General features: G+C 35.6%; 22 protein-coding genes. All 22 read right to left on the bottom strand.

Annotated features, from left to right (window positions below; translation table 11 throughout):
- Positions 1 to 25: 25 nt before the first annotated feature.
- The 22 genes from IGJ50_RS11845 to IGJ50_RS11740 all read right to left on the bottom strand — a co-directional run bounded on the left by IGJ50_RS11845 (position 26) and on the right by IGJ50_RS11740 (position 21480).
- A complete protein-coding gene (locus tag IGJ50_RS11845; protein WP_207121423.1) occupies positions 26 to 1024 on the bottom strand; it encodes a LacI family DNA-binding transcriptional regulator in 999 nt (332 codons plus the stop codon).
- A 181-nt stretch (positions 1025 to 1205) separates the two neighbouring features.
- A complete protein-coding gene (locus IGJ50_RS11840) occupies positions 1206 to 1754 on the bottom strand; it encodes a hypothetical protein (protein WP_069639575.1) in 549 nt (182 codons plus the stop codon).
- Between the two features lie 112 nt (positions 1755 to 1866).
- Positions 1867 to 2325: a hypothetical protein gene (locus tag IGJ50_RS11835; RefSeq protein WP_429950566.1), complete on the bottom strand. Its 459-nt coding sequence runs from the start codon at positions 2323 to 2325 to the stop codon at positions 1867 to 1869.
- A gap of 24 nt (positions 2326 to 2349) precedes the next feature.
- The gene (locus IGJ50_RS11830) at positions 2350 to 2730 is read right to left on the bottom strand and encodes a PTS sugar transporter subunit IIB (RefSeq protein ID WP_429950564.1); all 381 of its coding nucleotides are present in this window, start codon (positions 2728 to 2730) and stop codon (positions 2350 to 2352) included.
- A gap of 31 nt (positions 2731 to 2761) precedes the next feature.
- A complete protein-coding gene (locus IGJ50_RS11825; protein WP_069639578.1) occupies positions 2762 to 2950 on the bottom strand; it encodes a hypothetical protein in 189 nt (62 codons plus the stop codon).
- A 154-nt stretch (positions 2951 to 3104) separates the two neighbouring features.
- Positions 3105 to 3785 (bottom strand): amino acid ABC transporter permease, encoded by a 681-nt coding sequence (locus IGJ50_RS11820; RefSeq protein WP_429950562.1) that lies wholly within the window; start codon positions 3783 to 3785, stop codon positions 3105 to 3107.
- Complete coding sequence (locus tag IGJ50_RS11815; RefSeq protein WP_069639580.1) at positions 3786 to 4631, bottom strand: transporter substrate-binding domain-containing protein; 846 nt, start codon at positions 4629 to 4631, stop codon at positions 3786 to 3788.
- 9 nt (positions 4632 to 4640) lie between these two features.
- The gene (locus IGJ50_RS11810; protein WP_429950560.1) at positions 4641 to 6101 is read right to left on the bottom strand and encodes an amidase; all 1461 of its coding nucleotides are present in this window, start codon (positions 6099 to 6101) and stop codon (positions 4641 to 4643) included.
- 101 nt (positions 6102 to 6202) lie between these two features.
- Positions 6203 to 6718 carry a GNAT family N-acetyltransferase gene (locus IGJ50_RS11805; RefSeq protein ID WP_429950558.1) on the bottom strand — a complete coding sequence of 172 codons (516 nt, stop codon included), beginning with the start codon at positions 6716 to 6718 and terminating at the stop codon, positions 6203 to 6205.
- A 496-nt stretch (positions 6719 to 7214) separates the two neighbouring features.
- A protein-coding gene (locus IGJ50_RS11800) for an IS3 family transposase (RefSeq protein ID WP_429949650.1) occupies positions 7215 to 8617 on the bottom strand; the annotation gives its coding sequence in 2 pieces (ribosomal slippage) (positions 7215 to 8071 and positions 8071 to 8617; 1404 coding nt in all).
- Positions 8618 to 8700: 83 nt separating this feature from the next.
- Entirely contained in the window at positions 8701 to 8871 is a 171-nt protein-coding gene (locus IGJ50_RS11795) for a hypothetical protein (RefSeq protein WP_429950556.1), read from the bottom strand.
- A gap of 428 nt (positions 8872 to 9299) precedes the next feature.
- A complete protein-coding gene (locus IGJ50_RS11790; protein ID WP_429950554.1) occupies positions 9300 to 9791 on the bottom strand; it encodes a hypothetical protein in 492 nt (163 codons plus the stop codon).
- Between the two features lie 414 nt (positions 9792 to 10205).
- Entirely contained in the window at positions 10206 to 10694 is a 489-nt protein-coding gene (locus IGJ50_RS11785; RefSeq protein ID WP_429950552.1) for a hypothetical protein, read from the bottom strand.
- A gap of 156 nt (positions 10695 to 10850) precedes the next feature.
- Positions 10851 to 11624: a carbonic anhydrase gene (locus IGJ50_RS11780; protein ID WP_207121750.1), complete on the bottom strand. Its 774-nt coding sequence runs from the start codon at positions 11622 to 11624 to the stop codon at positions 10851 to 10853.
- A 195-nt stretch (positions 11625 to 11819) separates the two neighbouring features.
- Entirely contained in the window at positions 11820 to 12428 is a 609-nt protein-coding gene (gene lepB / locus IGJ50_RS11775; protein ID WP_429950551.1) for a signal peptidase I, read from the bottom strand.
- A gap of 27 nt (positions 12429 to 12455) precedes the next feature.
- The gene (locus tag IGJ50_RS11770; RefSeq protein WP_429950550.1) at positions 12456 to 13121 is read right to left on the bottom strand and encodes a hypothetical protein; all 666 of its coding nucleotides are present in this window, start codon (positions 13119 to 13121) and stop codon (positions 12456 to 12458) included.
- An 82-nt stretch (positions 13122 to 13203) separates the two neighbouring features.
- Positions 13204 to 14274, bottom strand: a complete 1071-nt coding sequence (locus tag IGJ50_RS11765; RefSeq protein ID WP_429950549.1) for a DUF916 and DUF3324 domain-containing protein — start codon at positions 14272 to 14274, stop codon at positions 13204 to 13206.
- A gap of 92 nt (positions 14275 to 14366) precedes the next feature.
- A complete protein-coding gene (locus tag IGJ50_RS11760; RefSeq protein WP_429950547.1) occupies positions 14367 to 15143 on the bottom strand; it encodes a WxL domain-containing protein in 777 nt (258 codons plus the stop codon).
- 28 nt (positions 15144 to 15171) lie between these two features.
- Positions 15172 to 15963 carry a WxL domain-containing protein gene (locus tag IGJ50_RS11755; RefSeq protein WP_429950545.1) on the bottom strand — a complete coding sequence of 264 codons (792 nt, stop codon included), beginning with the start codon at positions 15961 to 15963 and terminating at the stop codon, positions 15172 to 15174.
- Position 15964: 1 nt separating this feature from the next.
- The gene (locus IGJ50_RS11750) at positions 15965 to 16315 is read right to left on the bottom strand and encodes an LPXTG cell wall anchor domain-containing protein (RefSeq protein ID WP_429950543.1); all 351 of its coding nucleotides are present in this window, start codon (positions 16313 to 16315) and stop codon (positions 15965 to 15967) included.
- A gap of 16 nt (positions 16316 to 16331) precedes the next feature.
- A complete protein-coding gene (locus tag IGJ50_RS11745; protein WP_429950541.1) occupies positions 16332 to 18821 on the bottom strand; it encodes a WxL domain-containing protein in 2490 nt (829 codons plus the stop codon).
- A gap of 214 nt (positions 18822 to 19035) precedes the next feature.
- Positions 19036 to 21480 carry a lectin-like domain-containing protein gene (locus tag IGJ50_RS11740; RefSeq protein ID WP_069640658.1) on the bottom strand — a complete coding sequence of 815 codons (2445 nt, stop codon included), beginning with the start codon at positions 21478 to 21480 and terminating at the stop codon, positions 19036 to 19038.
- Positions 21481 to 21532: the final 52 nt, after the last annotated feature.

Genomic DNA, 21532 nt, shown 5'->3' with positions numbered 1-21532 from the left:
CATATTTCCATAAGAATAAATCCACCTAAGTGGATTTACGCTCAATTAGCGATAAAATAAGTTCTTTTTTATTTACTTTGTAAGTTACTCCTTCAAGCAAAGCAACCATCAATTTCGTTGCTTCGATCCCTAAAGCCGTCGTTGGCTGATTGATTGTTGTGAGAGGAACAGCAATAATACTTGTACTTGGCTGATTATCAAACCCTAATACAGCCAAATCTTCTGGTACATGTAATCCTTGCTGAAGCACTTCTTGAATAATCCCAATAGCGACCTCGTCACTTCCACTAAAGACAGCATCCGGTCTGTCATTTTTAGGTAGACTTAGTATTTCTCTCGCTACTTTTTGACCATCTTCCATGTTATGGACTTGTTTAAAGATCCACTTATTTTTAATGGATAACTCATGTTCAGACAGCGCCCGTTCAAAGCCTTTGGTTCGTTGTTGCCCATGTCCACCAATGGTTAAATTCCCACCGGTACAATAAGCGATTTTGTGATAGCCTTTCTGGATGAGATAATTCGTTGCCTCATAACTGATTGCTTCTTGATTGGTAGAAATATTGGGAATTTCTGTTCCATCTAGTTTTTCATTACATAGCACAATTGGTCCATAGCTTGAATAGTCTTCAATCACTTGTGAATCGCTTTCAATTGATGTCATGATCACACCTGCGACAACTTGCTGTTTTAGATACTCCAGCATTTTCAGCTCTGCTTTTGGATCATCATAAGTTTGCATGATCAGCAGTTGGTATCCATGTTCCTTTGCTTGTTTTTCGATTGCATCTACTAAATAAGAAAAAAATGGATTGGTGATTCTAGAAATCAACACACCGATCGTTGTACATTTTTTTGAGCGAAGTTGTGTGGCAATTGCACTCGGTGCATAGTTTAGTTCATCCATTGCTTGTTGGATTCGTTCTTTTTTATCATCTGAAATATACGGATGATGGTTTAAAAAACGCGAAACCGTGGAAACGGATAAACCAGCTTTTTTTGCAACATCTTTGATTGTGGCCATCGGCTGTCTCCTTCTATGATATCGATACCATAAATATAAAGTATCTTTTTATTTTTGTCAATGCTAAAATAACTCTCTTTCATTTTAGCATTGACATCCTCTTCCAAAAGCTTCTCACTTTCCTTTTTAAGAAGCTCTTTTCAGCACAGATTAAAACTAAATTAGCCCTGGTATTCCCCCCCTAATGATAAGTTGAACGATCTGACTTCCACTGCAATAAATGCTGATTCAGCGAATCTATTTCATTCGACTGTTTATCAGATGAAAATCGAAATGTCCGATTGTTCATCTTTATGACGATTTTAGCTTCCGATACCATTCTTGCTTTTCCACTAAACCTAATTTTTCTAACTTTCAAAATAGCTGTTTTTCGATATTCAAATACCTCTTCATTAATTATTAACTTAAACCTATACTTTCCAAGCTCCACTAAAGATATTTTTTTATAAAATAGTTTATTGTAGCACTTCTGTAAATAGTGAGAGATAACTATCAAAAAAAGACAAAGTGTGATTGATACGATCCAAATTTGTGCGGTCGTCAAATTTTTAGTTGGGATATTAAAAAGAGCCATTACAATTCCCATACCTACTATTACTAAGAAAAAACCTACTATAAAAGAAAGACTACCAACAACTGTTGGCAGCAAAAAATAGCTAGAATATCTTAATGTTACATCCCTAAGAATCGTTTTATCTTTTGACTGTTTATTCCCTTTAAATTGAACCATTTTTTCTCCTTACAAACACTAAATATTTTAGATATACGATAAAAAACTATTCATCTATATGTACTAAACCAGATCTTACACATTCCTATTTTAAATAAAGGAACATCAAAACCTAAAAATTGAGACCCATTTCTTTCAACAAAAACAGAATAGAAAATAATGTAAAAAAAACAGCAAATATAGAAAAGAAAAAAATCATAAATCGCTTTCCAAATTGGTTATCCACTGTAGAAAATATCTGATTGACGTTAGTAGGATTGTAGCGTAATTCAACCTTGGAATGAACGGGCAGTCCTTTTCTCTGACCTATAGGTATTTTATGGAAATAGATCAGTTGATTGATTTGAAATTCTCTTTTATATTGTTTGTTATTGATTGTATATTCAACCAATGACACTCTACCATAATTTGTTCCATCAGAACTTTCTATTTTATACGTGCTTTTACTAAGTACGATCCCGACCACTCTTTCTGTCGTTTTCTTTTCTACCGTTTTCATCCTAAGATAAATAAGTAACACGATAACCCAAAAGATAAATGCGTGAATCACACTAATAAAAACATCCTTCATATTTAACTCCTTTCAAATCTACTTCTACTCTTTTTTAAATGATAAAATCTCTTGCAAAGCTTTTTCACCATTCATATTGCCAAACGTTTTCATATCAATATCTACACAAGGAATAGCCAAAGGCGAAAGAAGTTTTTGTAAGCTTGCCGTTTTATACCGAACTTGCGGACAAACCATCACACGATTAACATACGGTTTAAAAATTGGTATTAACGTTAGTTGATTGATCTCCGCTTCGCCACCATACGCAATCAGTGTGGGGTACAGAGTAGATAAATTCTCAAAATCGGCAATCACATCATGGAGTTGCCCAAAATAAACTGCTTTAGGATCTGCTGCTTTTGCGATTTTTTGGCAAAACATACTAGACGTCATACCGCCTGCACAACAAATATAAACGAGCATATTATCCTCTCCCTAAACTAGTATTATGCTACTATTTAATGTTTTCTTTAAATTCTTGCTCTGCCTGATTTAATAATGGTCGTACAGATTCTTCAACTTTTGAGTCTACATTCATGCGCATCATAAACTGACTAGGCGTTTCTTTAAATCCATTCATAAGACTATCTTTATATTCTGTTACTAAAAATTGGCTTGTCTCTTTTATTTCTTTCTTATCCATTGTTTTGCCTACTTTCTATTTTTAATTATTCTATAAGGTAATTATACTCGTTTTTTGAGAATAAAAGAATCATAATTAGTCATTTTCGTTATAACATCAGACAAAAATCTGCATAAGTAGCTCCACAATTAGTCGCTACTTACACAGAATTATTTTATACTCTTACTTTGGGTTTCCCTTTGTAGCGATTGATATAATATCTTTCCAACCAACTTTGCCCCCAACCAATCGCTACACAAAGCAGCCAATAAATCACTGCCACCAAAATATACATCGTCATATAATCAAAGGTTCTTCCACCCACGATTTTGGCCTTTTGAAAAATATCAGGAATCGTGATCATTGCAGCTAATGACGTGCCTTTTAACAAATCCATCGCCACATTGCCTAATGCTGGAATCGAAATCCGAAAAGCTTGCGGCAAAATAATTTTACGCATCACTTTTCCAAATGGCAAACCTAACGCATACGCCGCATCCCACTGCCCTGCTTCAACTCCAGCGATCGATCCACGATAGATTTCTGCAATAAACGCACTGCTGGTCAAACTAAAACAAATACAAGCTGCGGTCAACGCACTTAATTGATAAGGTAGTCCAAAATATAAAAGAAATAACAAAACCAACCCTGGAACTCCCCGTAAAAACGAAATATAAAAGCGAACGAACCCTTTGATTACTTTCGAAGGCAACATTCCTAATACAGTCAACAGAATCCCAAGAACATTTCCCATCAAAAACGTCACGACACTGATGCCAAGTGTATAAGGCAAACCCGTCAACAGAAAGGGAATCGAGTCGATCATTAACTGAAAATCGATTTTTGGTATATACATCTATTCAACTGAAACACTTTCTTCAACTTTTTCTTTCGGCTCCACTGAAACATCGGTTTGGAAATATGTTTCAGAGATTTTTTTCATCGTACCATCATCTGTCATTGCTTTTAATGTTTCATCAATTTGTTTACTTAATGCAACACTGTCTTTTTTCATTAAAAAACCAGTAAAATTCGCATTAAAGTAGACATCTTCTAAAATTTTTACCGGAATATCAGGCAACGCACCGACTGACATTTTTTGTAGATAATAATCATTTAAAATAACATCCGTCCGACCATTGGCAACATCTGTCAGGTATTGATCATTTGTCGCATTATCGTAGGTTACTAATTTTGCTCCGTATTTTTCCGCTATTTTCATGTAGTTTGTATTGGGTTCGCCAGCTGCTTTTTTGCCTTTTAAATCTTCAAGAGAAGCAATCCCAGAATCGTCACTTTTTCGAACGATCATGCTGTCAAATGAATACTTGATTGGAGAAGATAAGATAAATTTTTTCCCTCGGTCCCCTGATAAACCAAAGTCATTCGCCGCTAAATCAGCTTCACCTTTATCAACGGAAGTAATCTGACCATCCACATTGTATTCTTTAAATTCAACCTCAACATCTAAACGTTTGGCAACTTCTGTGATGACATCCACATCATAGCCGGTTAATTTGTTTTCATCATTATAATAAGAAGATGGGAATAAGGTTCCTGAAGTGGCAACTGTTAATTTTTTTGCTTCTTCGACTTTTTGCCAGCTATTATCTTTTCCAGCAGTCTGCTCTTTTGTGCCACCACACGCAACGAACACTAAACTTAATACAACAATACTAAAACTAGCAAATACTTTCTTCATTTGAACCTCCTATGATTCACGATAAAATTTTGGTAATAAGAATTTCTGTTCTTGCTCAAACAACTTTCCAACTTGAAATAATACATCTTCGCGGCCTTTCGAAGCCATAAATTGAATGCCTAACGGTAAACCAGATCCTGCTATATGAGTAGGTAAACTGATTGCTGGTTGTCCTGTTAAATTCGCAAGCTGAGTAAATGGCGTGATCGTTAAGCTTTTTTCAAACATATCATAGATCAAGTCTTTTAACTGTATATCAGAAAATGACGCCGCTTGAGCTAAGTCTTTACGAATCTGATCACTCTGCAGTTCTGCATCTATTTTAGGCGCACTATCAGCAGTAGTCGGCGTTAATACTACATCATATTCCTCAAATAATTGCTCCATTTTATATGCCGCTAGATCCCACAGATGAAGTGATCTTGTATAGTGACTTGCAGGAATCTTCAAACCATATTGGTAAATCCCCCAAGTCATCAGCTCCATATCATTTTTCGTAAGCGGTCGCTGAATGGCCTCTTGAATCCCATCAAACATAGCGGCTGTTTCAGCACCATTCATCAAGTAGTAGCTATCAATCAATTGACGACCATTGACTGGATAGGAAATTTCAGTTACTTCATGTCCTTGTTGTTCTAAAAATATTGCTGCATTGTGTGTTGCTTTTATTGCCTCTACTGAGACTGGTGTCCCAACAGGAGAATCGGTTAAAAAAGCTATTTTCAATGTTTTTTTCTCTGACGCTGCTTGATGACTCCACTCAGCTTTCGGCGCTTGATAGGGCGCTGCTTTTTCGGTTCCACGTAAATGATAAAATAACGTTTCGGTATCTCTCATCGAAACTGTTAAAGCAAAATCGATCGAAGCTCCTTGCCAGCCACGCCAACCATCAGGTCCAACTGGCATACTGCCGCGTGTTGGCTTTAACCCAATCAACCCACTAAAAGAGGCTGGAATCCGAATCGAACCACCGCCATCACTTGCTCCAGCAATTGGAAATACCCCACTGGCAACGGCTGCCGCAGCGCCACCACTTGAACCTCCAGGTGAATAGGCAAGATTCCATGGATTTTTAGCTGGTCCGTAAATCGTCGGATCAGAAATATTTTTAAAGCCGAACTCTGGCGCATTGGTTTTTCCTAATGGAATCAAGCCCAATCGTTCTAAACCTTTCACAAAATTATCCGTTGAATTTGCACGGTTTTCTTGAAATAAACGAGATCCAGATGTTGACTTCATTCCTGCTTTATCTTGTCCGAGCATTTTTAAAGGAATAGGTAAGCCAAAAAAAGGACCAGTTTCTGCTCCTCTAGCTTCATATTGCTGTTTCGCAGCTTCCGCATCCCAGTCAACAAAGGCATTGAGTTCAGGATTTAGCTTTTTTACCTGCTGCGTTCGCTCATCGATCCATTCTGTCACACTTAGTTTTTTGTCTCTAAATTGTGTTGCGTAATACAAGCCGTCTTTCATGATCATCCCCCTTACAATCCTGATGATTTTATTATACAGGTTATTGGGGATTTTTTAGGTTTATTTTGCTTAAAAGATTATCGTCCTCAAAAGTGAAAAGATTATTTTAGATGCTTTTTCATGATTAAATCGATCTGCTCATCCTCGCCCATATAAAAAGCATGCTGGCCTACCTGAGTAAATCCCATCTTATGATAGAATTTCATCGCAGAAAAATTACGCTCCCAGACTCCTAACCAAATAGCGGTCTTATTCAACTCTTTCGCTCGTTCTATCGCTTTAGTATATAACATTTTTCCAAGTCCCAATCTCTTAAAATTCGAATCGATATAAATACGTTCGATTTCTAACGCATCTTTCTCAATGGTTTCAGTCTGGGCATCATTTACATTGATTTTTAAATATCCAGCCAGTTGTTCATTTGAATAAATAAAATAGAACTCTGACTGTTCATTTTGCAGCTCACTAGTTAATTTTTCTTCCGTATATGCTTGGTCAAGGTAATCTTTTAAATCGTCTGGAGTATTGTCTTTCGCAAAGGTATCTGTGAAGGTTTTGATGCTTAATGCTTTCAGTACTGTTAGGTCATTTAGGGTTATTTTTTTGATTTTAATCATTATTTTGCCTTCTTTCGAGTTTTTTTAACAAAATTAGTCAAGCAAAACAAGCAACAAACAAACCACTAATCCGAGCGTGACCACCGCAAAATGGAGCAACTGTTGCTTAGTCCCACCGACAAAATCTGGTTTTTCATGTTTATAACTTGGGTTAACAGATTTTATATTATAATCTAACGTACTGCTGAAAAAACATCTGATGGGATCATAAAAATAAACATGATGCTATAAACAATAGCTGTGATTAAAAAAAAGGATAGGTTGATCTAGATACTTGCTATTGTACCCAACATCAACGGAATCAAGAAATAGAGTAAGCAAATAAAAAATTGTTTTTTTACGCTTTTATTTTTCATAACACATCATCATCCTAATCACATCCCACTCAAATTATTTCTAAATATAGTGTATCAAAAAGAGTCCAAGCTTTATAGCCTAAATGTAGTGACCCCAAAAAGTTAGACTTTTTATAGAGTGGATTTTTCTACTCTATTTTTTATGCAGTTTTTTGATCGAACTGTCGAAACTCTACTGGACTTTTCCAGTTAAGTTTTTCTTTGATTCGATGATTATTATAATAATAAATATAGTTTTCAATTGCTCGTCTTAACTCATTTTGACTCCGATAGACTTTGCCATAATACAATTCTTGCTTTAGAATACTGAAGAAATTCTCCATAGGAGAATTATCTAAACAGGTTCCTTTCCGAGACATACTTTGAAAGATACGGTTGTCCTTTAATGTCTGTACATAGGTATTCATTTGATAAGCCCAGCCTTGATCAGAGTGGAAGGTGCGGCGATAAGGACAATCATTTGTTTGAGAAATTGCTTCTGCTAACCCTGCCATAACTGTTTTACCGTTTGGTTGAGTAGAAAGGCTGTAGCTTAGAATTTCACTGTTATACATATCCATAAACGGATCTAAATATAGTTTTTTCAGTCGAAGAATGCCCGCGTCATCTGTTTCATAGTATTTAAATTCAGTTGTATCCGTCGTGATTTTTTGATGAGAGACCGAAGTGTTGAATCTTCGATGAATCAAGTTTTTAGCTACTTTCCCAACGGTTCCCTTATATGAATTATATTTCCTAGATTTCTTGGTAAATGCGTTGACTTGTAACTGTAGCTTTTGAATTAATCGCTGTACTTTCTTTTTATTTACTTGGTATCCACGTCGTTTTAATTCTTGTGTCATTCTTCTATAGCCATAATGTTGATGTTCTTTACGAATTGCTTGAATTTCTTCTTCAATCATTTGTGTTGAAGTTGTTCTGTCGAGGCGTTTTTGCCAGTACATGTAAGTGGATTTTGGAAACCTTAGGGTTTCCAGAATATCTTTTAATCGAAAGTATCCTCGGAGGCTGTGAATGATTCGCGCGATTCGTTCATTTTTTGTTCGTCCTCTATACGCAGCCTCCTCAATTCTTTTAAATAGGCATTCTCAATTTTTAACATTCTATTTTCTTTTTCTAGTTTATCTAATTGAGATTGTTCACTTGGTAATGGTTGGATTTCATTTCGTTTCTTCTTAAACATTGTAGGTGGACGTCCTTTCTGTTTAGAGAGTCCATCTATACCAATCTTACGATAGGTTTTAAGCCAATTCGCAATCAATGATGGATTGTTCATTTTGAGAAGATTGGCTACTTCTTGGTAGGACAACTCTGTAGTTAAATACAACTCTATCGCATCTAACTTAAATTGAACAGAGTAATTCCTACATTTCCGACTACGAAGTAGTCCTTCTTCGCCTAATTCATTATACGCATGGATCCACTTTCTTATTTGAGTGTTAGAATTAAATCCATATTTTTTTGCTAAGCAATTTATTCCTCTTTTTTCTTCAAGATGCTCTTGAACAATTTTTAATTTGAATTCTAAACGATATTTTGCCATACAAAAAGACCTCCAAAAGTTAGATTTTTGGGTCTAACTTTTGGGGGTCGGCTCATAAACTTTTCTTTTGCTTCATCTTTTACTTATTGAAAATCCACTTCATTCTTCTTTACTGTATCATTTGAAAATTCATAGTAACATGGTTTATTATCGTAGAATATTTCTTCAACAAAATTGATTTTTTCTTCTGGTAAATCAGTAATGATTGCTGATGGTACAAAGTATTCATTTGATGGCTTAAATCGATAGAACAAACTAATCCCACATTTGCTACAAAAGCCACCGCTCTCCAATTTCAGAAAAATGTAAGATTTAGAGACCCTCTAATGAACCGTCTCTCCTGCTTCTAAACTAGCAAATCCCGTATATCTAAATCGAAATTTTTTAAATCCAATTCAAATTGCACAGACTGACAAAAACAAGCTCCTTTAAATTTTTTCATGGTTTCACGCTCCTTTTACTATAAAGTAAAGATGGAAAATTTTAGCTTGTCTAGCGAATAAAATGTTAAACTCATTGATAAACAAACTATTTCGCAACGCTAAAATCATTGTCATTTATACTAAAAAAGCCAGAACATAATGTTCTGGCTAGAAATTTTTACAAAAACTAATGACTAGATTTTAACTTAATGAATGGAATTAAGACTATGTTTTAATCTACTAAATCATTGACGTCATTTTTATGCGCCTGCTTCATAGATTTCAATTGTTTTACTAATTGTGGACATTGTTTTATCTGCGCCTGTATATGGCATACTATCGTAGGTGTATTCGAATGTAACATGAAAAACATTGTATTTGTCGAAATTGAATGTCCCATTATCATTTAATGCCTCTTTTTCAGAAACATCAACCAACTTACGCAGCTGGTCATCATATGCTTTATAAGAAATTTCTAATTCAGAAAAATCAACTTGCTTACCAGCTCTATTTTTCACGCTTTTCACAACATCTTCTGGTTTAAGAACAGATACCCACTCACCATCATCATAACTTCTGACATGAGATACATCTGAATACAAATCAATACTGGCTTGATCAATAGTATCATATATCATTTCTCCATTATCTCCAACCGTAATCCAACCACTAGCATACGCATAGAAACCTCCGAACGTGATTCCTCCAATCAAAAGAATACCACACAACAGCGTCCTTACCTTTTTCTTCATATTATACTCCCCTTTATAATTATTTTACTATTTCATTTTAACAAATTGACAATAATTTTAACAGTTATTTTAGAAAAAACATTTGAAATCGATATATTATAATCATTTTATAACCTTTATTTTACCAATTATTTCTTTTCACACTAATTTCGTGACACTTCTTGTAATTTTCGAAGCATGCTACACTCGTTTTTGTTGCGTAAAAAAACAAAAGTAGCATACTCTGACTAAAATAATTTAGTGCTTAACCCGTATTTATTTCTACTTTATTTGTCATATCATCATTTATCTAATTAACAGAGTTACTTCCATACAAGGGGAATAATGGATTCTCCTATGACAGAAAAACAATCTTCATCATATTTAGCCTTCACACGCCATTCCAAACAGAATTTTTTCACGCTAGGAGACAAATCAAGTCATTCCTTTTATAGGACTATTTTGAACGGCTAATTTATCGATTTCTTCTTTGTGTAACAGAATCAAGTCTTTAAGCTCTTTGACCGTTATACTATTTTTATCCGTATTAGAATCAACTTTCCTACCATTTTCATCTCCAATTTGCCCCGTTAATATCGTCCCATCCGTCGTTACTAAAATCCTATCTGAATCATCATGGTCCATTTCTAAAAGAGTGATGATATCATCTGCATTTGGGCCATTAAACGTTTCGTATATTTTTTTAGCATCCGCATTTTTTAGATCAATTGACAGTGAATCTTCGTTGCTTTTGCTTAATTTTTTATTGGATGGTTCAACCGTTTCTTTGTCTGGTGCTTGACTTTTGAGTTTCGTTTTTTCGCTATTTTGCGTCTGAGCTTTTGTTTTGTTACAGGCAGTAACTGTTACACAACTGATTATTAACAGTAGTAACAAATTGACTAGATAACCCTTCTTTTTCATTTTGGTTCCATCCCTTCTTTGTAAAAAATAAAAACAAATTTTAGATTTCCATCAGACTATTCACTTTAACAGTAGAAATTTTGCTAAAAAAACCATGATGATAAACACCATCATGGCTCGTTCTTCAACTTCTAATTAGTGCAAACAACATTTTACTTATTCATCATGTTCTAAAATTGATCGATCATTTAATGGTTGAACTTCTCGATTATTATGAGAATACAATTTTTTGAATTCTTCGATTTGAGCTGAAGATACTTCCACAGGTTCTTTCATCACATACCATTCCACATTTTCATTTAGTGGTGGTGTAGTCAATGAACCTAGATAATGATAATAGCTTCTATTAGATGGAATCATATCATTTAAGTCAGTTATTGGATCGTTTTTATCATTGTTTACGTCATCTAAAACTTCTTGGAAGCCTTTATTTTCAGTACCTTCCTTGAAAAATACTCCAATCACTGCAATGCGTCCATCTTGGGCAGTATTGACAAAATGTGCTTCGATCGGATAATGTTTACCGTCAACAGTATGTTCACTCTCCGCATGAAAATGAAACTGACTTAAGGTAAAGTTTCGTCCATTAATCACGGATGTACCACCATCTGTGATTTGGATACTATGACCATTATTCTCAGCTTTCGTAATATCTTTTCCGTAATCAATTGTGATTGTTCCAGTATCTGGTGTCATCACTTCTGCTTTTTTAGTAACAATATCAATTGGTGACTGCATCTTCCCAGCAGAGAATTCCCACTCTTCTTGATCATCATAATCGATATGTTCAGATTTTTTTGCATGTGTTGTCGATTCTGTTTTAGCTTCTTTCTTATCAGATGCGTCACTAGCACTTTTGTTTGATGTACAGCCAACAGCTAAAACGGCTGTAAAACTTAAAAGTAATAAAGAGAGTGTTTTTCTTTTCATTTTTTCATCCTTCTTTCTTCAAAATACAATCTATTATATCTCTTTTTTCATAAAAAATAAACATTTTTTTCATTCAATCGACTTCAATAGTTCATTATTCTAATTCTCTTTTCAACGATTTTATAAGCTGTTAACTTTTACTTCGCTCATTTCATTTTTTTATCTCAATACGTTACCCACCGTATTTTTATCACTTCATTGGATACCTATCTGATAAAAAGGTAACAATCGTAGTTTTACAATCCCAATCACATCTCGTCGATCGACTAAACCATAGTAACGACTATCTGTAGCGTAGTGACGATTATCTCCAAGCACTAGATATTTGCCCTTTGGAATAATGCCATCTGTTGTTCCTAAAATAGCAATGGAGTCAAAATCTTCGGTAATCATTTCATCATCTATTTTAGCTTGCGCTAACTTTTTCTGTAAAAAACGTTCTACAACAAGTCGTCCATCGACGTAAAGTTCATCCTTGGAATAGAGTATTCGTTCTCCTGGCAAACCAACGACTCGCCGTATTGAGGTTCCATTTCCATCAGGTTGCTTGAAATAAATTAATGAAAAACGTTTGGGCGTACCAAGTCGATCCACATATACACGATCGCCATCATTCAACGCTTCCCGCATCCCATACCCTTCATTTTTGGGCAATGCAAAAACAACTCTGGAAAGTAAAAATAAGCATAACAATACAATCAAAAAAGTTATGCCTAATTCTTTACTGAGTTCTTGAAGAAGTCGTTGTTTCTTATTTTTCTTTCTTCTTTTTTTACTCTTAGTCCTTACTTTCTTTTTCGTCATTTAGCTTCACAGCCATTTCTTAACATGTTATTTCTTTTGACTTAACGCTGATTCATTCACATTAAAATACGTAAAAACCTTTTTTTGAATCGTTTTGACTTTTTTTATATCTGCTAAATAATTGTCATAGGTTGTTTTTTCCTGTAGACTTTCGATCGATTGATTGTTCAAGTTAAGACCTAATTCTTTCATTTGCGTATAATATCGATTTAATAGTTGCTGTCCGTCTACCGTTAGCCTTGGATCAGCGTAACGAACCCCAAAACCAGACAGTTTTGCTGCTAGCTCACGCAAATTTTTTCTTGTTTTTTCAATATTTGTGGTTCCTTCAATTGTTCCTAACTGCTCAGATGTTTTGTTTAATAAATAATACCCTTCTACGATAGCGTCAGAGTCACGATTTCCTAGATTAGTGGCTTGATGATAGCGGGAAAATGCGGCGCCTCCTGCTAATATCAAACCTAAAATCAAAAAGATCACTCCTGATTGCATTTGTTTTTTACCTTTTTGCTTCAATAAATGGATTTTCTTTTTTAAAACTCTGCGTTTCTTTTTATTTTTTGTTCGACGTTGTTTTAATGCTAGTCTATTTTTCTTCGTTAAAAAATAAGAAATTAGGAAAACAACCGCAAAAATAATACAGAGGATTGCCGTTGAAAGTATCCCAATGAATAGCCAATCTAATATCGACATGTTTCTATCCTCCAAAAATAATTAATTATTTACTCTATTTCAATACCCTTACATTTTCACTTTTAATCACCATTTTGTACTACTACCTTTTTTTCTTGCTTGATTTCTTTTTCTTTTTTGTTTTCTTTTGATTCTTTTTTCTAAAGAAACGAACCGCAAAGAATATAATCAATATAATCCCTAACGCACTAGCGACCACTATAATGATCAACGACCAGTCTACTCGACTTTCCTGTAGTAAACTAACATCTTCTTGGTTAAACTTATCTGCTTCTTCATTTGTGATCTCGAAGTCCTGTTCCCAAGTCCATTTACCATCATTTTCTGTTGTGATTACAACATGAGCCACATACTCACCTGCAACCATTTTTTCACCATTCATTGAAATGGGAAAATTAATTTGTGAATTAGGCGCCATTCTCATTTTATTTTGTTTTGTATCATAAAGAACTTCACTCGACCCTTTTTTCATGACTTGAACATCAACGGTCATATCATCGATGTAGGCAGGTTGTGTATTTGAATAATTGATGAACACTGCGTTTCGGTAATTTTGCTGATCAGCGAAAACTTTATTAAGTTTTAGCTCAGGCTTCATCGCAGTATCTGTTTCGGTCAAAATCATTCCAACCATGTAGCCATATTCATTTTTGATCATCGCTTTTTGACTTTCCGTCTGCCCTTTTTGGATCATGTAGATACCACCAGAAATGACGCCATCATATTGGGAACCTGGCATTTTTATGTTTAATTTATATTCTACACTTTGTTTTGCAGGGATCTTAACTGTTTTTTCACCTTTTACTAAATCAGCAAAATCATACTTAAGTGAGGCATCTTTTTCTAATTTGGATGGACCGTATTCGATTACACCATTTGTATTCGTCTTTGCACTGTTAAGCGCTACATCTACTGTGATTTCTTCAGCTGAACTATTGTTCATTTTAATGGTGACCGTTTGTTCTTGGCTTGGTGTCATTCGGAGATCAAAATAGCCGACATCTTTATTGTGTTGATTTTCAGGCTGAATGACTTTATATGTGAACCCACTTCCATCTTCTTGCGCTGCTTGTCCTGTTGTGGGTAAAATACCGATTATCAAACCTATGTATAAAATAACTGCTAAGCACATTAAACTCGTTTTTTTCATCATGATTGCCCTTTCTTAAAAAGAGGAACAAGTACGCCTAATATAGGCGGACTTGTTTAATCTCTTTCATCAATACTTTTTATCTTTTACTTGAATTATCGTGCGTCAGCAATTGTCCAAGTGATTGTTGAAGTATAGCTGCTGCTTGTTGATAATTTATTCCCTTCGGCTGGTACCCATAATTTAACTGAATCATCTGCCGTATTATCTGCCGTATCTCCGAATTGCAAGGTAAATTGACCAAAACCTTTGTCATCTGCATCTTGTGTCACAAATGTTGCAGGTGTTGTACCATCCGTTTCAACCGTTTGTACTGCTTTAACGCCAGTTTCATTCACTTGATTCTGATTGGCTCCATTAACCAATTTCACATTGCTAAAGTTCAATTGCGCTGCTTTTAGCTCTTGATTTTCTGAATTTGTGAACGCAGTTGCTTTAGCAGTTACTGTGTGTTTATTTGCTTTGTTATCTGCACGTGTATCTTTAAACTGAACGAAATTTGGACTAGCAACTTTAGTACCGTCTTTGTATTCAATTTGAGCAGCTTTTGCTGAATATTCCCAACCACTTCCAGATGCTGGCGTAACTTTATTATCTGTACCAAAATCTAAATCCGTTACTGCAATCACTTTTAATGGTCCTGTTGCTGGATTGACTGGTGGAGTGACAATTGGATTTTCTGGATCAACTGGTTTTGTTGGATCTGTTGGATCTGTTGGTGTGTCTACGCTATCATCTTCTAAAAAGTTGATTGAACCTTTTCCGCTCCATGATGCTGGTTCGTCTGCTGCTTGTACTGCATTTGGCACTGCTACTGCTGCTCCTAATACTGCTAATAGCGTAGCTGCGCATAATTTGTGTGTTAATTTCATTTGTGTTTCCTCCTAGAGTTTTTATAATTTATGGTAGCTCGGATAAAATCCAAGTTAACACCGTTTGGTAGTTGCCCGGCTCTTTTTCTGTTTTACCGGGTACGAATAAAGAAATTGCTTGATTCTCATAGATTGGTTGATTATTAAACGCTGGATCTCCGATTGGATTATTCTGTTCGTCCAATTTAGGCCTTAATGTATCTGCCTGTTGATTGGTATTCGTAACAGATGCTCCAAAGGCAATTGCCCAGGTTCCCTCACCTTTTTTCGGCTTGGCTTCAGCTAAGTTATAGACTTCACCAATATTCGAAAGACGAATCACTTCTTTTGAAACCGTAGGTGCGGTTGTTTGGTCATTTATGGAGTTTGCCCATGATTTGTCAAAGGACAGCACTGCGCCTTTTAACTCCTTGCTTTTCGCCGATTGATTCTGGAACTGCGTTTTTTGCTTTAACTGTAAAGTCCAGCCTTGGCTGTCGTTTCTAAAATCGGATACTTGAATAAAGTTTCCTCTCGCTCCGGTATCATCATTGAAAAGTTGGGCATTTCCGTAATAGATTTGATCCTGTTCAGACATCGTTGCATCCGAAAAGGTAATTTTAGGGACAAAATCAATCCTCAATAGGTTATCAGTATGAGGGCTGCCCCCTGGATCAGCAGGTTTTTCTGGATGTTCAGGGTCCATCACTTGTAATGGTTGCTTCCCACTAAATCGGATTGTTCCTTCACCAGAGTAATTCGACTCTTCTGCTTGACTCGTCACTGGAGTCATTAACAGAAGGGGAAACAGTAAGCAGCAGATGAGTAATTTTTTTTTCATCTTATTCACACTCCCTTTTTACGCGTTTTCGCTTCTTCCAAAAGAAGACGATCAACGCAATTAGGATAAGTGCGCCCCCTGTGAAGAGCATGCTAACTTTTATTAAATCCCCAGTATTTGGCAATCGTCCTGTCGGCTTCTTGCCAGTGTTTGGAAGTTCACTACTTGAAGAATCATTGTGTGTTGATTCATTCGTTTGAGCGATTGAGGAATCTGATTCTTTAAAGACGATTCCTGCATTTGTCTGTACTTGTCCACCCTCCTCAGCTGCGGCCTCATTGATCGTACCGAAAGACACGGCAAGAAAAATCAAAGGAGTTAGAACAAAACAAATCATTCGCTGTTTTTTCATCGTTGTCTCCTCTCCATTAATAGGCTTCTTCTATTTGCCAAGTCAGTGTCGTTTCATATTTCCCTATTTGTTTCACTGAACCGACCGGAACGTTTAGACGCAGCCCTTGTTTTTCTGGTCCCCATGTTTCTTCGCTAATATCATATTTCCCTGAGGACTGGTGTTTGGAGCTGAAAACTTCCTGAGCATCTGTGGAAATCATTTTTTCTTCCCCAGCAGTCTGATAACTTAGCACATCTGGCAATTTCTGCGATGGGTCTTCTGGGATACTAAAATCTTGTGATTGCTTTAACGTGATTTTCCAAGTGCCTAACGTTTGACGATTGTCCCATATGATTAAATCTTGATCATACTCTGGATTGGCATAGGTTTTATCTAAGACACTCACATTTTGATCCCCAAAATTAATGGTATTAGGTGCTGATTGAATAAATAGCGTCCCTTTAAATGTGTATTTTGGATTAATATTTGGGGTGACTAAAAGATTTTTCTCGTCTGTTGGTACTTTATCTAACACATAGTTTAGCGATTTAACAGCATCGATTTTTTCTTTTATTTGTGGATTATTAGATAAATCAATAGATTCCCCAACCTTCGCATCAAACGATATTCCTTCAATAATTGGTGTTCCTTTTTCATCTACAAAGTCGATATTTACTTTTGTAATTGTTGGAATCACAGTCATATTCAATTTTTTATCTACCTCCTCAGTCCCGCTACCATAGGAAGCGCTCAATTCATAAATGCCTCCTTCAGTAGGATCAAAAGAAGCAGAAGTCGGTGGTAATTTCGTGACTGATAGATTTAGTTGCGTATTTGTCAATTCTTTTACCGACAAATCTTCATATTGCCATAATTTAAGCCCTGCTTTTTCACGAATCATAGTAAGTAACGACTCATCTGTTTTTGGATAGTTTTTTGAGTCTACGCTAAAATCATTTCCATAAATAATATATTTACTACTCTTGACACTATTTTCATTTTGAATAAAAATTGGAACCGTGACATCACCTGTATTTCCTTTTTCATCTGTAAGCGTTACTTGAAAACTACTTGGCCCAACTGTCTTGACAATATCTGCAACAGCTTGATTTTCTTTCAATTGCACAGTAATTTTATCCTTAGACGAATAATTATCTTGGTATTCTGATAAAAATGAACGATAATCTGTTACGTTGGTTATTGCTTTAGCATCGTCTACATCAATAAACGTTAGCTTTCCTGTTCCAGTTGGCGCTTCTTTATCATAGTTTAGTCTGTACGTATAATCGTTATCTGATAGGAAATTTTGTGCTTTTACGTGTGCTGTCAGTGTTAAATCAGTATCACTGCTCACACCGATATCTTTCACTTTAAACTGGATATCAACCTTGCCATCTTCTAGCGTTAAGACTTTTGATAATGGAATACTCAATTCATTGTTCTTAAAACTTGGTGTTACAGCTACACCATTCAGCTGAAATGTGCCATACTGATACTTTTGATAGGGAGATAAAGTGAATGTATACGTTGGTGGTAACATATTTTGTTTTCCGCTGGTGTATTGACCAGCATAATGAACCGTTACTTCAGAATCTTGTGTAGCACTTTGAATTTTTTCGCCATTGGCATTCTTAAATTCAACATTGTCGGCGTAATTTACTAATCCTGGAACAGATTTAAAAGAAACCATATTCTTTTCAGCTGCTTGAGCTGTCGTAGCAATGAATCCCCAATAAACACTATCTGTGCCAAAAGTATCTCTTGAAACAGGAACAGAAATGGGCGCTAACCCTCCATATGAATAGGTTAGGGTTCCATTATTTGAGCTATCCCATCCTGTCCATTTAATCTTTAGTAAGCGCCATTGACCATCCCCAAGTTTGAATGATGGGTACTGCACTCCAGAATGATTAATATAATTTGTAGCCCAAGTATTTAAAAATGCATAGCTACTTGCCTTATAAGGAAATGTATAAGCAATGTGACCATTACCATTATTCTCCTCAAGGTTTTGGTCGTACCCCCATGTTCCATACGGTAGAAACTGCGGCCAGGCTCTAACTGTACGGTTAAAGTATGTATCAAATTCAATCGCCACACTATATCTTAAAGGATCACCGTCTACAACGGGTTTGTTACTAGACAGAAAATAACTAGTTCCGTAGATCCCCATGTTTTCTCCGTTGTTTCCAGAATAACGTTGCGTTTTAATTTGATCATTATGGAGAGCAAAAATTAACCCGTCACCATCTCCGTCAATATTTACATTAATATCTGCAGCAAAATCTTGTGAAAGGTCTATCTTATTTTCTTCTGTAGAAAAAACACCACCGTTTTGTCCCGTCTTTTTATCAGTTATAATTACATTATTTCCATCTACATAGCTATCACCTGACTTAGGTACTTGAAATATATTTTCTATAGGAACACTCGCTACCTCTTCAGCTGCTTCTACATATTTAGGCATAAATAGAGAGCCAATCGTTACTATCAGAAAAACCAACACCGCATTTTTATTTGTCATTTTATTCTCACCTCCTTTCTACTGTTAGCTTATCCATATTCAATAGATTCAACGATTTCGAACTATGGATAAATCTAAGAGATGTGCCCTCCTACTGTTGTTTCAAATTTACAGAAAATCAATTCTAACGTTTTAAGTTATTTTGTGAATAGAGATAAAGACTAATTATTTATCTCTTTCAAACGATTACCTATCTCTTTTTTTAGCGTACCTATCAATAGGCTTCTTCTATTTGCCAAGTCAGTGTTGTTTCATATTTCCCTATTTGTTTCACTGAACCGACCGGAACGTTCAGACGCAGCCCTTGTTTTTCTGGTCCCCATGTTTCTTCGCTAATATCATATTTCCCTGAGAACTGGTGTTTGGAGCGAAAAACTTCCTGAGCATCTGTGGAAATCAGTTTTTCTTCACCTGAAATCTGATAGCTCAGCACATCCGGCAATTTCTGAGATGGCTCTCCTGGGATACTAAAATCTTGTGATTGTTTTAATGTTATTTTCCATGTGCCTAGCGTTTGACGATTATCCCATATGATTAAATCTTGATCATACTCTGGATTGGCATAGGTTTTATCAAAAGCACTCACATTTTGATCCCCAAAATTAATGGTCTTAGGTGCTGATTGAATAAATAGCGTTCCTTTAAACGTATATTTTCGTGTGACACCTTCAGGTACGACCAACAGGTTTTGTTCATCTGTAGGAGACGCATCTAAAACATAGTTCAATGCTTTGACCGCTTTAAGCTTTTCGAGGACTTGTTCGTTTTTGGTTAGGTCAATCGACTCTTCAACATTTGATTCAAACGTAATTTCATCCACAATAGGTTGATTATTCTCATCTACGAATTGAATCGATACTGGCGCAATACTTGGGATCACCGTCACTTTAACTGGCTTAGCTACTTTAGCTGTCCCGCTTCCATAAGAAGCGGTTGCTTCATAGACACCTGCTTGAGCAGTATTGGACGTTGGAGGTAGTTTATCCATTGATAGATTTAATTGAGTATTATTCATTGCCGTTACAGATACGTCGTCATACTGCCATAATTTCAACTCTGTTTGTTCAAAAATTAGAGAGCGCAATGCTGCATTTGTTGTAGGATAATTTCTTGAATTTACACTAAAGTCTTTCCCATAGATAATGTACTGACTACTTTTGACAACATCCTGATTTTGAATAAAGAGTGGAACCGTCACATCACGTGCATTCCCTTTTTCATCGGTAAGCGTTAGTTGAACACTACTTGGACCAACTGTTTTGACTAAAGCAGCGATGTCTTGTCCAGGTTTTAATTCAACCCTGATTTTATCTTTTGCTGAGTAGTTATCTTGATATTCTGATAAAAATGGACGGTAATCTGTTACATTGGAAAGTGCTTGTTCATCACCAGCATCAATAAATGTTAATTTACCTGTTCCTGTTGGTGCTTCTTTGTCGTAGGTTATTTTGTATGTGAAATCGTTATCTGACAGGAAATTTTTTGCTTTTACATGTGCTGTCAGTGTTAAGTCTGTATCTTGGGTCACCTCACTATCTTTTACTTTAAACTGGATATCAACTTTACTATCTGTCGATGATAAGTCTTTTGATAAAGGAATTTCCAACTCATTATTAACGTATGTTGGTGTAACCGCAACACCATTGAGCTTAAACGATCCTTGTTGATACTCTTGATTTGGTGATAAAGTGAACTTATAAGTTGGTTCCATTAGGTTTTGTTTCCCTCCCACATGTTGACCAACATAGTGAACTGTCACCTCGGAATCTTGGGTAATGTTTTGAATGCTATTTCCTTCAGCATCAATGAAATCAACATTTTCAGAGTAATCTACAAATCCTGGTAAAGATTTAAAACGAACGCTTGCTTTTTCAGTTACATTAGTTGTTGACCCAGTGAATCCCCAATAAACATTATCTGTTCCACCAAATGTATACTTAGGAACTGATGCTGAAATAGGCTCTAATCCTTCGTATTGATACGTTAAATTCCCAATATTACTAGCATTCCAAGCAGTCCATTTTAATGTTAATAATCGCCACTTACCATCACCAAGCTTAAAAGAAGGATACTGCACTCCATTGTGTTTAACTGATGCAACCGTTCTGTCTGCATAAAATCCATAACCATCATAACTATCTGGAGTCGTGTATGCGATGTGTCCATTACCTAAATTTGTATTTAAAAATCGATCATATCCGAAGTTGTAATAAGTATCAAATTCAATAGCCAGACTTTTTTTTAATTGGGATGGTCCTATCAACATATAAACCCCCTGTAAATACCAATACGATCCGTAGACCGCTAAACCCTGACCAGTTAAACCTGAAAAATTTTGGGTTTTAGGTTGATCATTATGCATTACAAACGTCATTCCGTCACCACTACCATCAATTTTTACATACATTTCAGCATAAAAATCTTTTGAAAGATCTATCTTATTTTCTTCAGTAGAATAGATACTGCCAATTTGATTTGATGTATTATCTGTTATAACAATTTCATTTCCATCTACATAACTGTTTGCTCCTTGAGGGACTTTAAAAATAGTATCTACGGGTACACTATCAATTTCTTCTGTAGCTTCTGTATAGTTTGGAAAAAACAGAAAACCAACTAATATCCCCAAAAAAAGTAACCCAGGTTTTTTTTCTGTCATTTTTCATTCTACCTCCTATCTACTTCAGTTTATTTTTAAGGCTTATCTCTAA

The organism is Enterococcus sp. AZ101 (assembly GCF_050499005.1).
Lineage (GTDB): Bacteria > Bacillota > Bacilli > Lactobacillales > Enterococcaceae > Enterococcus_L > Enterococcus_L ureilyticus.
The sequence above is the reverse complement of the archived record's forward strand: the minus strand, read 5'-3'. Positions and strand labels throughout refer to the sequence as shown.

Bases quoted from the DNA above. Each gene is read 5' to 3' on its own strand.
- IGJ50_RS11815 (WP_069639580.1), bottom strand. From the start codon at position 4,631: ATGAAGAAAGTATTTGCTAGTTTTAGTATTGTTGTATTAAGTTTAGTG.
- IGJ50_RS11770 (WP_429950550.1), bottom strand. From the start codon at position 13,121: ATGTCGATATTAGATTGGCTATTCATTGGGATACTTTCAACGGCAATC.
- IGJ50_RS11810 (WP_429950560.1), bottom strand. From the start codon at position 6,101: ATGAAAGACGGCTTGTATTACGCAACACAATTTAGAGACAAAAAACTA.
- IGJ50_RS11805 (WP_429950558.1), bottom strand. From the start codon at position 6,718: ATGATTAAAATCAAAAAAATAACCCTAAATGACCTAACAGTACTGAAA.
- lepB (WP_429950551.1), bottom strand. From the start codon at position 12,428: ATGACGAAAAAGAAAGTAAGGACTAAGAGTAAAAAAAGAAGAAAGAAA.
- IGJ50_RS11845 (WP_207121423.1), bottom strand. From the start codon at position 1,024: ATGGCCACAATCAAAGATGTTGCAAAAAAAGCTGGTTTATCCGTTTCC.
- IGJ50_RS11785 (WP_429950552.1), bottom strand. From the start codon at position 10,694: ATGAAAAAGAAGGGTTATCTAGTCAATTTGTTACTACTGTTAATAATC.
- IGJ50_RS11825 (WP_069639578.1), bottom strand. From the start codon at position 2,950: ATGGATAAGAAAGAAATAAAAGAGACAAGCCAATTTTTAGTAACAGAA.
- IGJ50_RS11740 (WP_069640658.1), bottom strand. From the start codon at position 21,480: ATGACAGAAAAAAAACCTGGGTTACTTTTTTTGGGGATATTAGTTGGT.
- IGJ50_RS11790 (WP_429950554.1), bottom strand. From the start codon at position 9,791: ATGAAGAAAAAGGTAAGGACGCTGTTGTGTGGTATTCTTTTGATTGGA.
- IGJ50_RS11830 (WP_429950564.1), bottom strand. From the start codon at position 2,730: ATGCTCGTTTATATTTGTTGTGCAGGCGGTATGACGTCTAGTATGTTT.
- IGJ50_RS11750 (WP_429950543.1), bottom strand. From the start codon at position 16,315: ATGAAAAAACAGCGAATGATTTGTTTTGTTCTAACTCCTTTGATTTTT.
- IGJ50_RS11745 (WP_429950541.1), bottom strand. From the start codon at position 18,821: ATGACAAATAAAAATGCGGTGTTGGTTTTTCTGATAGTAACGATTGGC.
- IGJ50_RS11780 (WP_207121750.1), bottom strand. From the start codon at position 11,624: ATGAAAAGAAAAACACTCTCTTTATTACTTTTAAGTTTTACAGCCGTT.
- IGJ50_RS11765 (WP_429950549.1), bottom strand. From the start codon at position 14,274: ATGATGAAAAAAACGAGTTTAATGTGCTTAGCAGTTATTTTATACATA.
- IGJ50_RS11820 (WP_429950562.1), bottom strand. From the start codon at position 3,785: ATGTATATACCAAAAATCGATTTTCAGTTAATGATCGACTCGATTCCC.
- IGJ50_RS11835 (WP_429950566.1), bottom strand. From the start codon at position 2,325: ATGAAGGATGTTTTTATTAGTGTGATTCACGCATTTATCTTTTGGGTT.
- IGJ50_RS11760 (WP_429950547.1), bottom strand. From the start codon at position 15,143: ATGAAATTAACACACAAATTATGCGCAGCTACGCTATTAGCAGTATTA.
- IGJ50_RS11755 (WP_429950545.1), bottom strand. From the start codon at position 15,963: ATGAAAAAAAAATTACTCATCTGCTGCTTACTGTTTCCCCTTCTGTTA.
- IGJ50_RS11840 (WP_069639575.1), bottom strand. From the start codon at position 1,754: ATGGTTCAATTTAAAGGGAATAAACAGTCAAAAGATAAAACGATTCTT.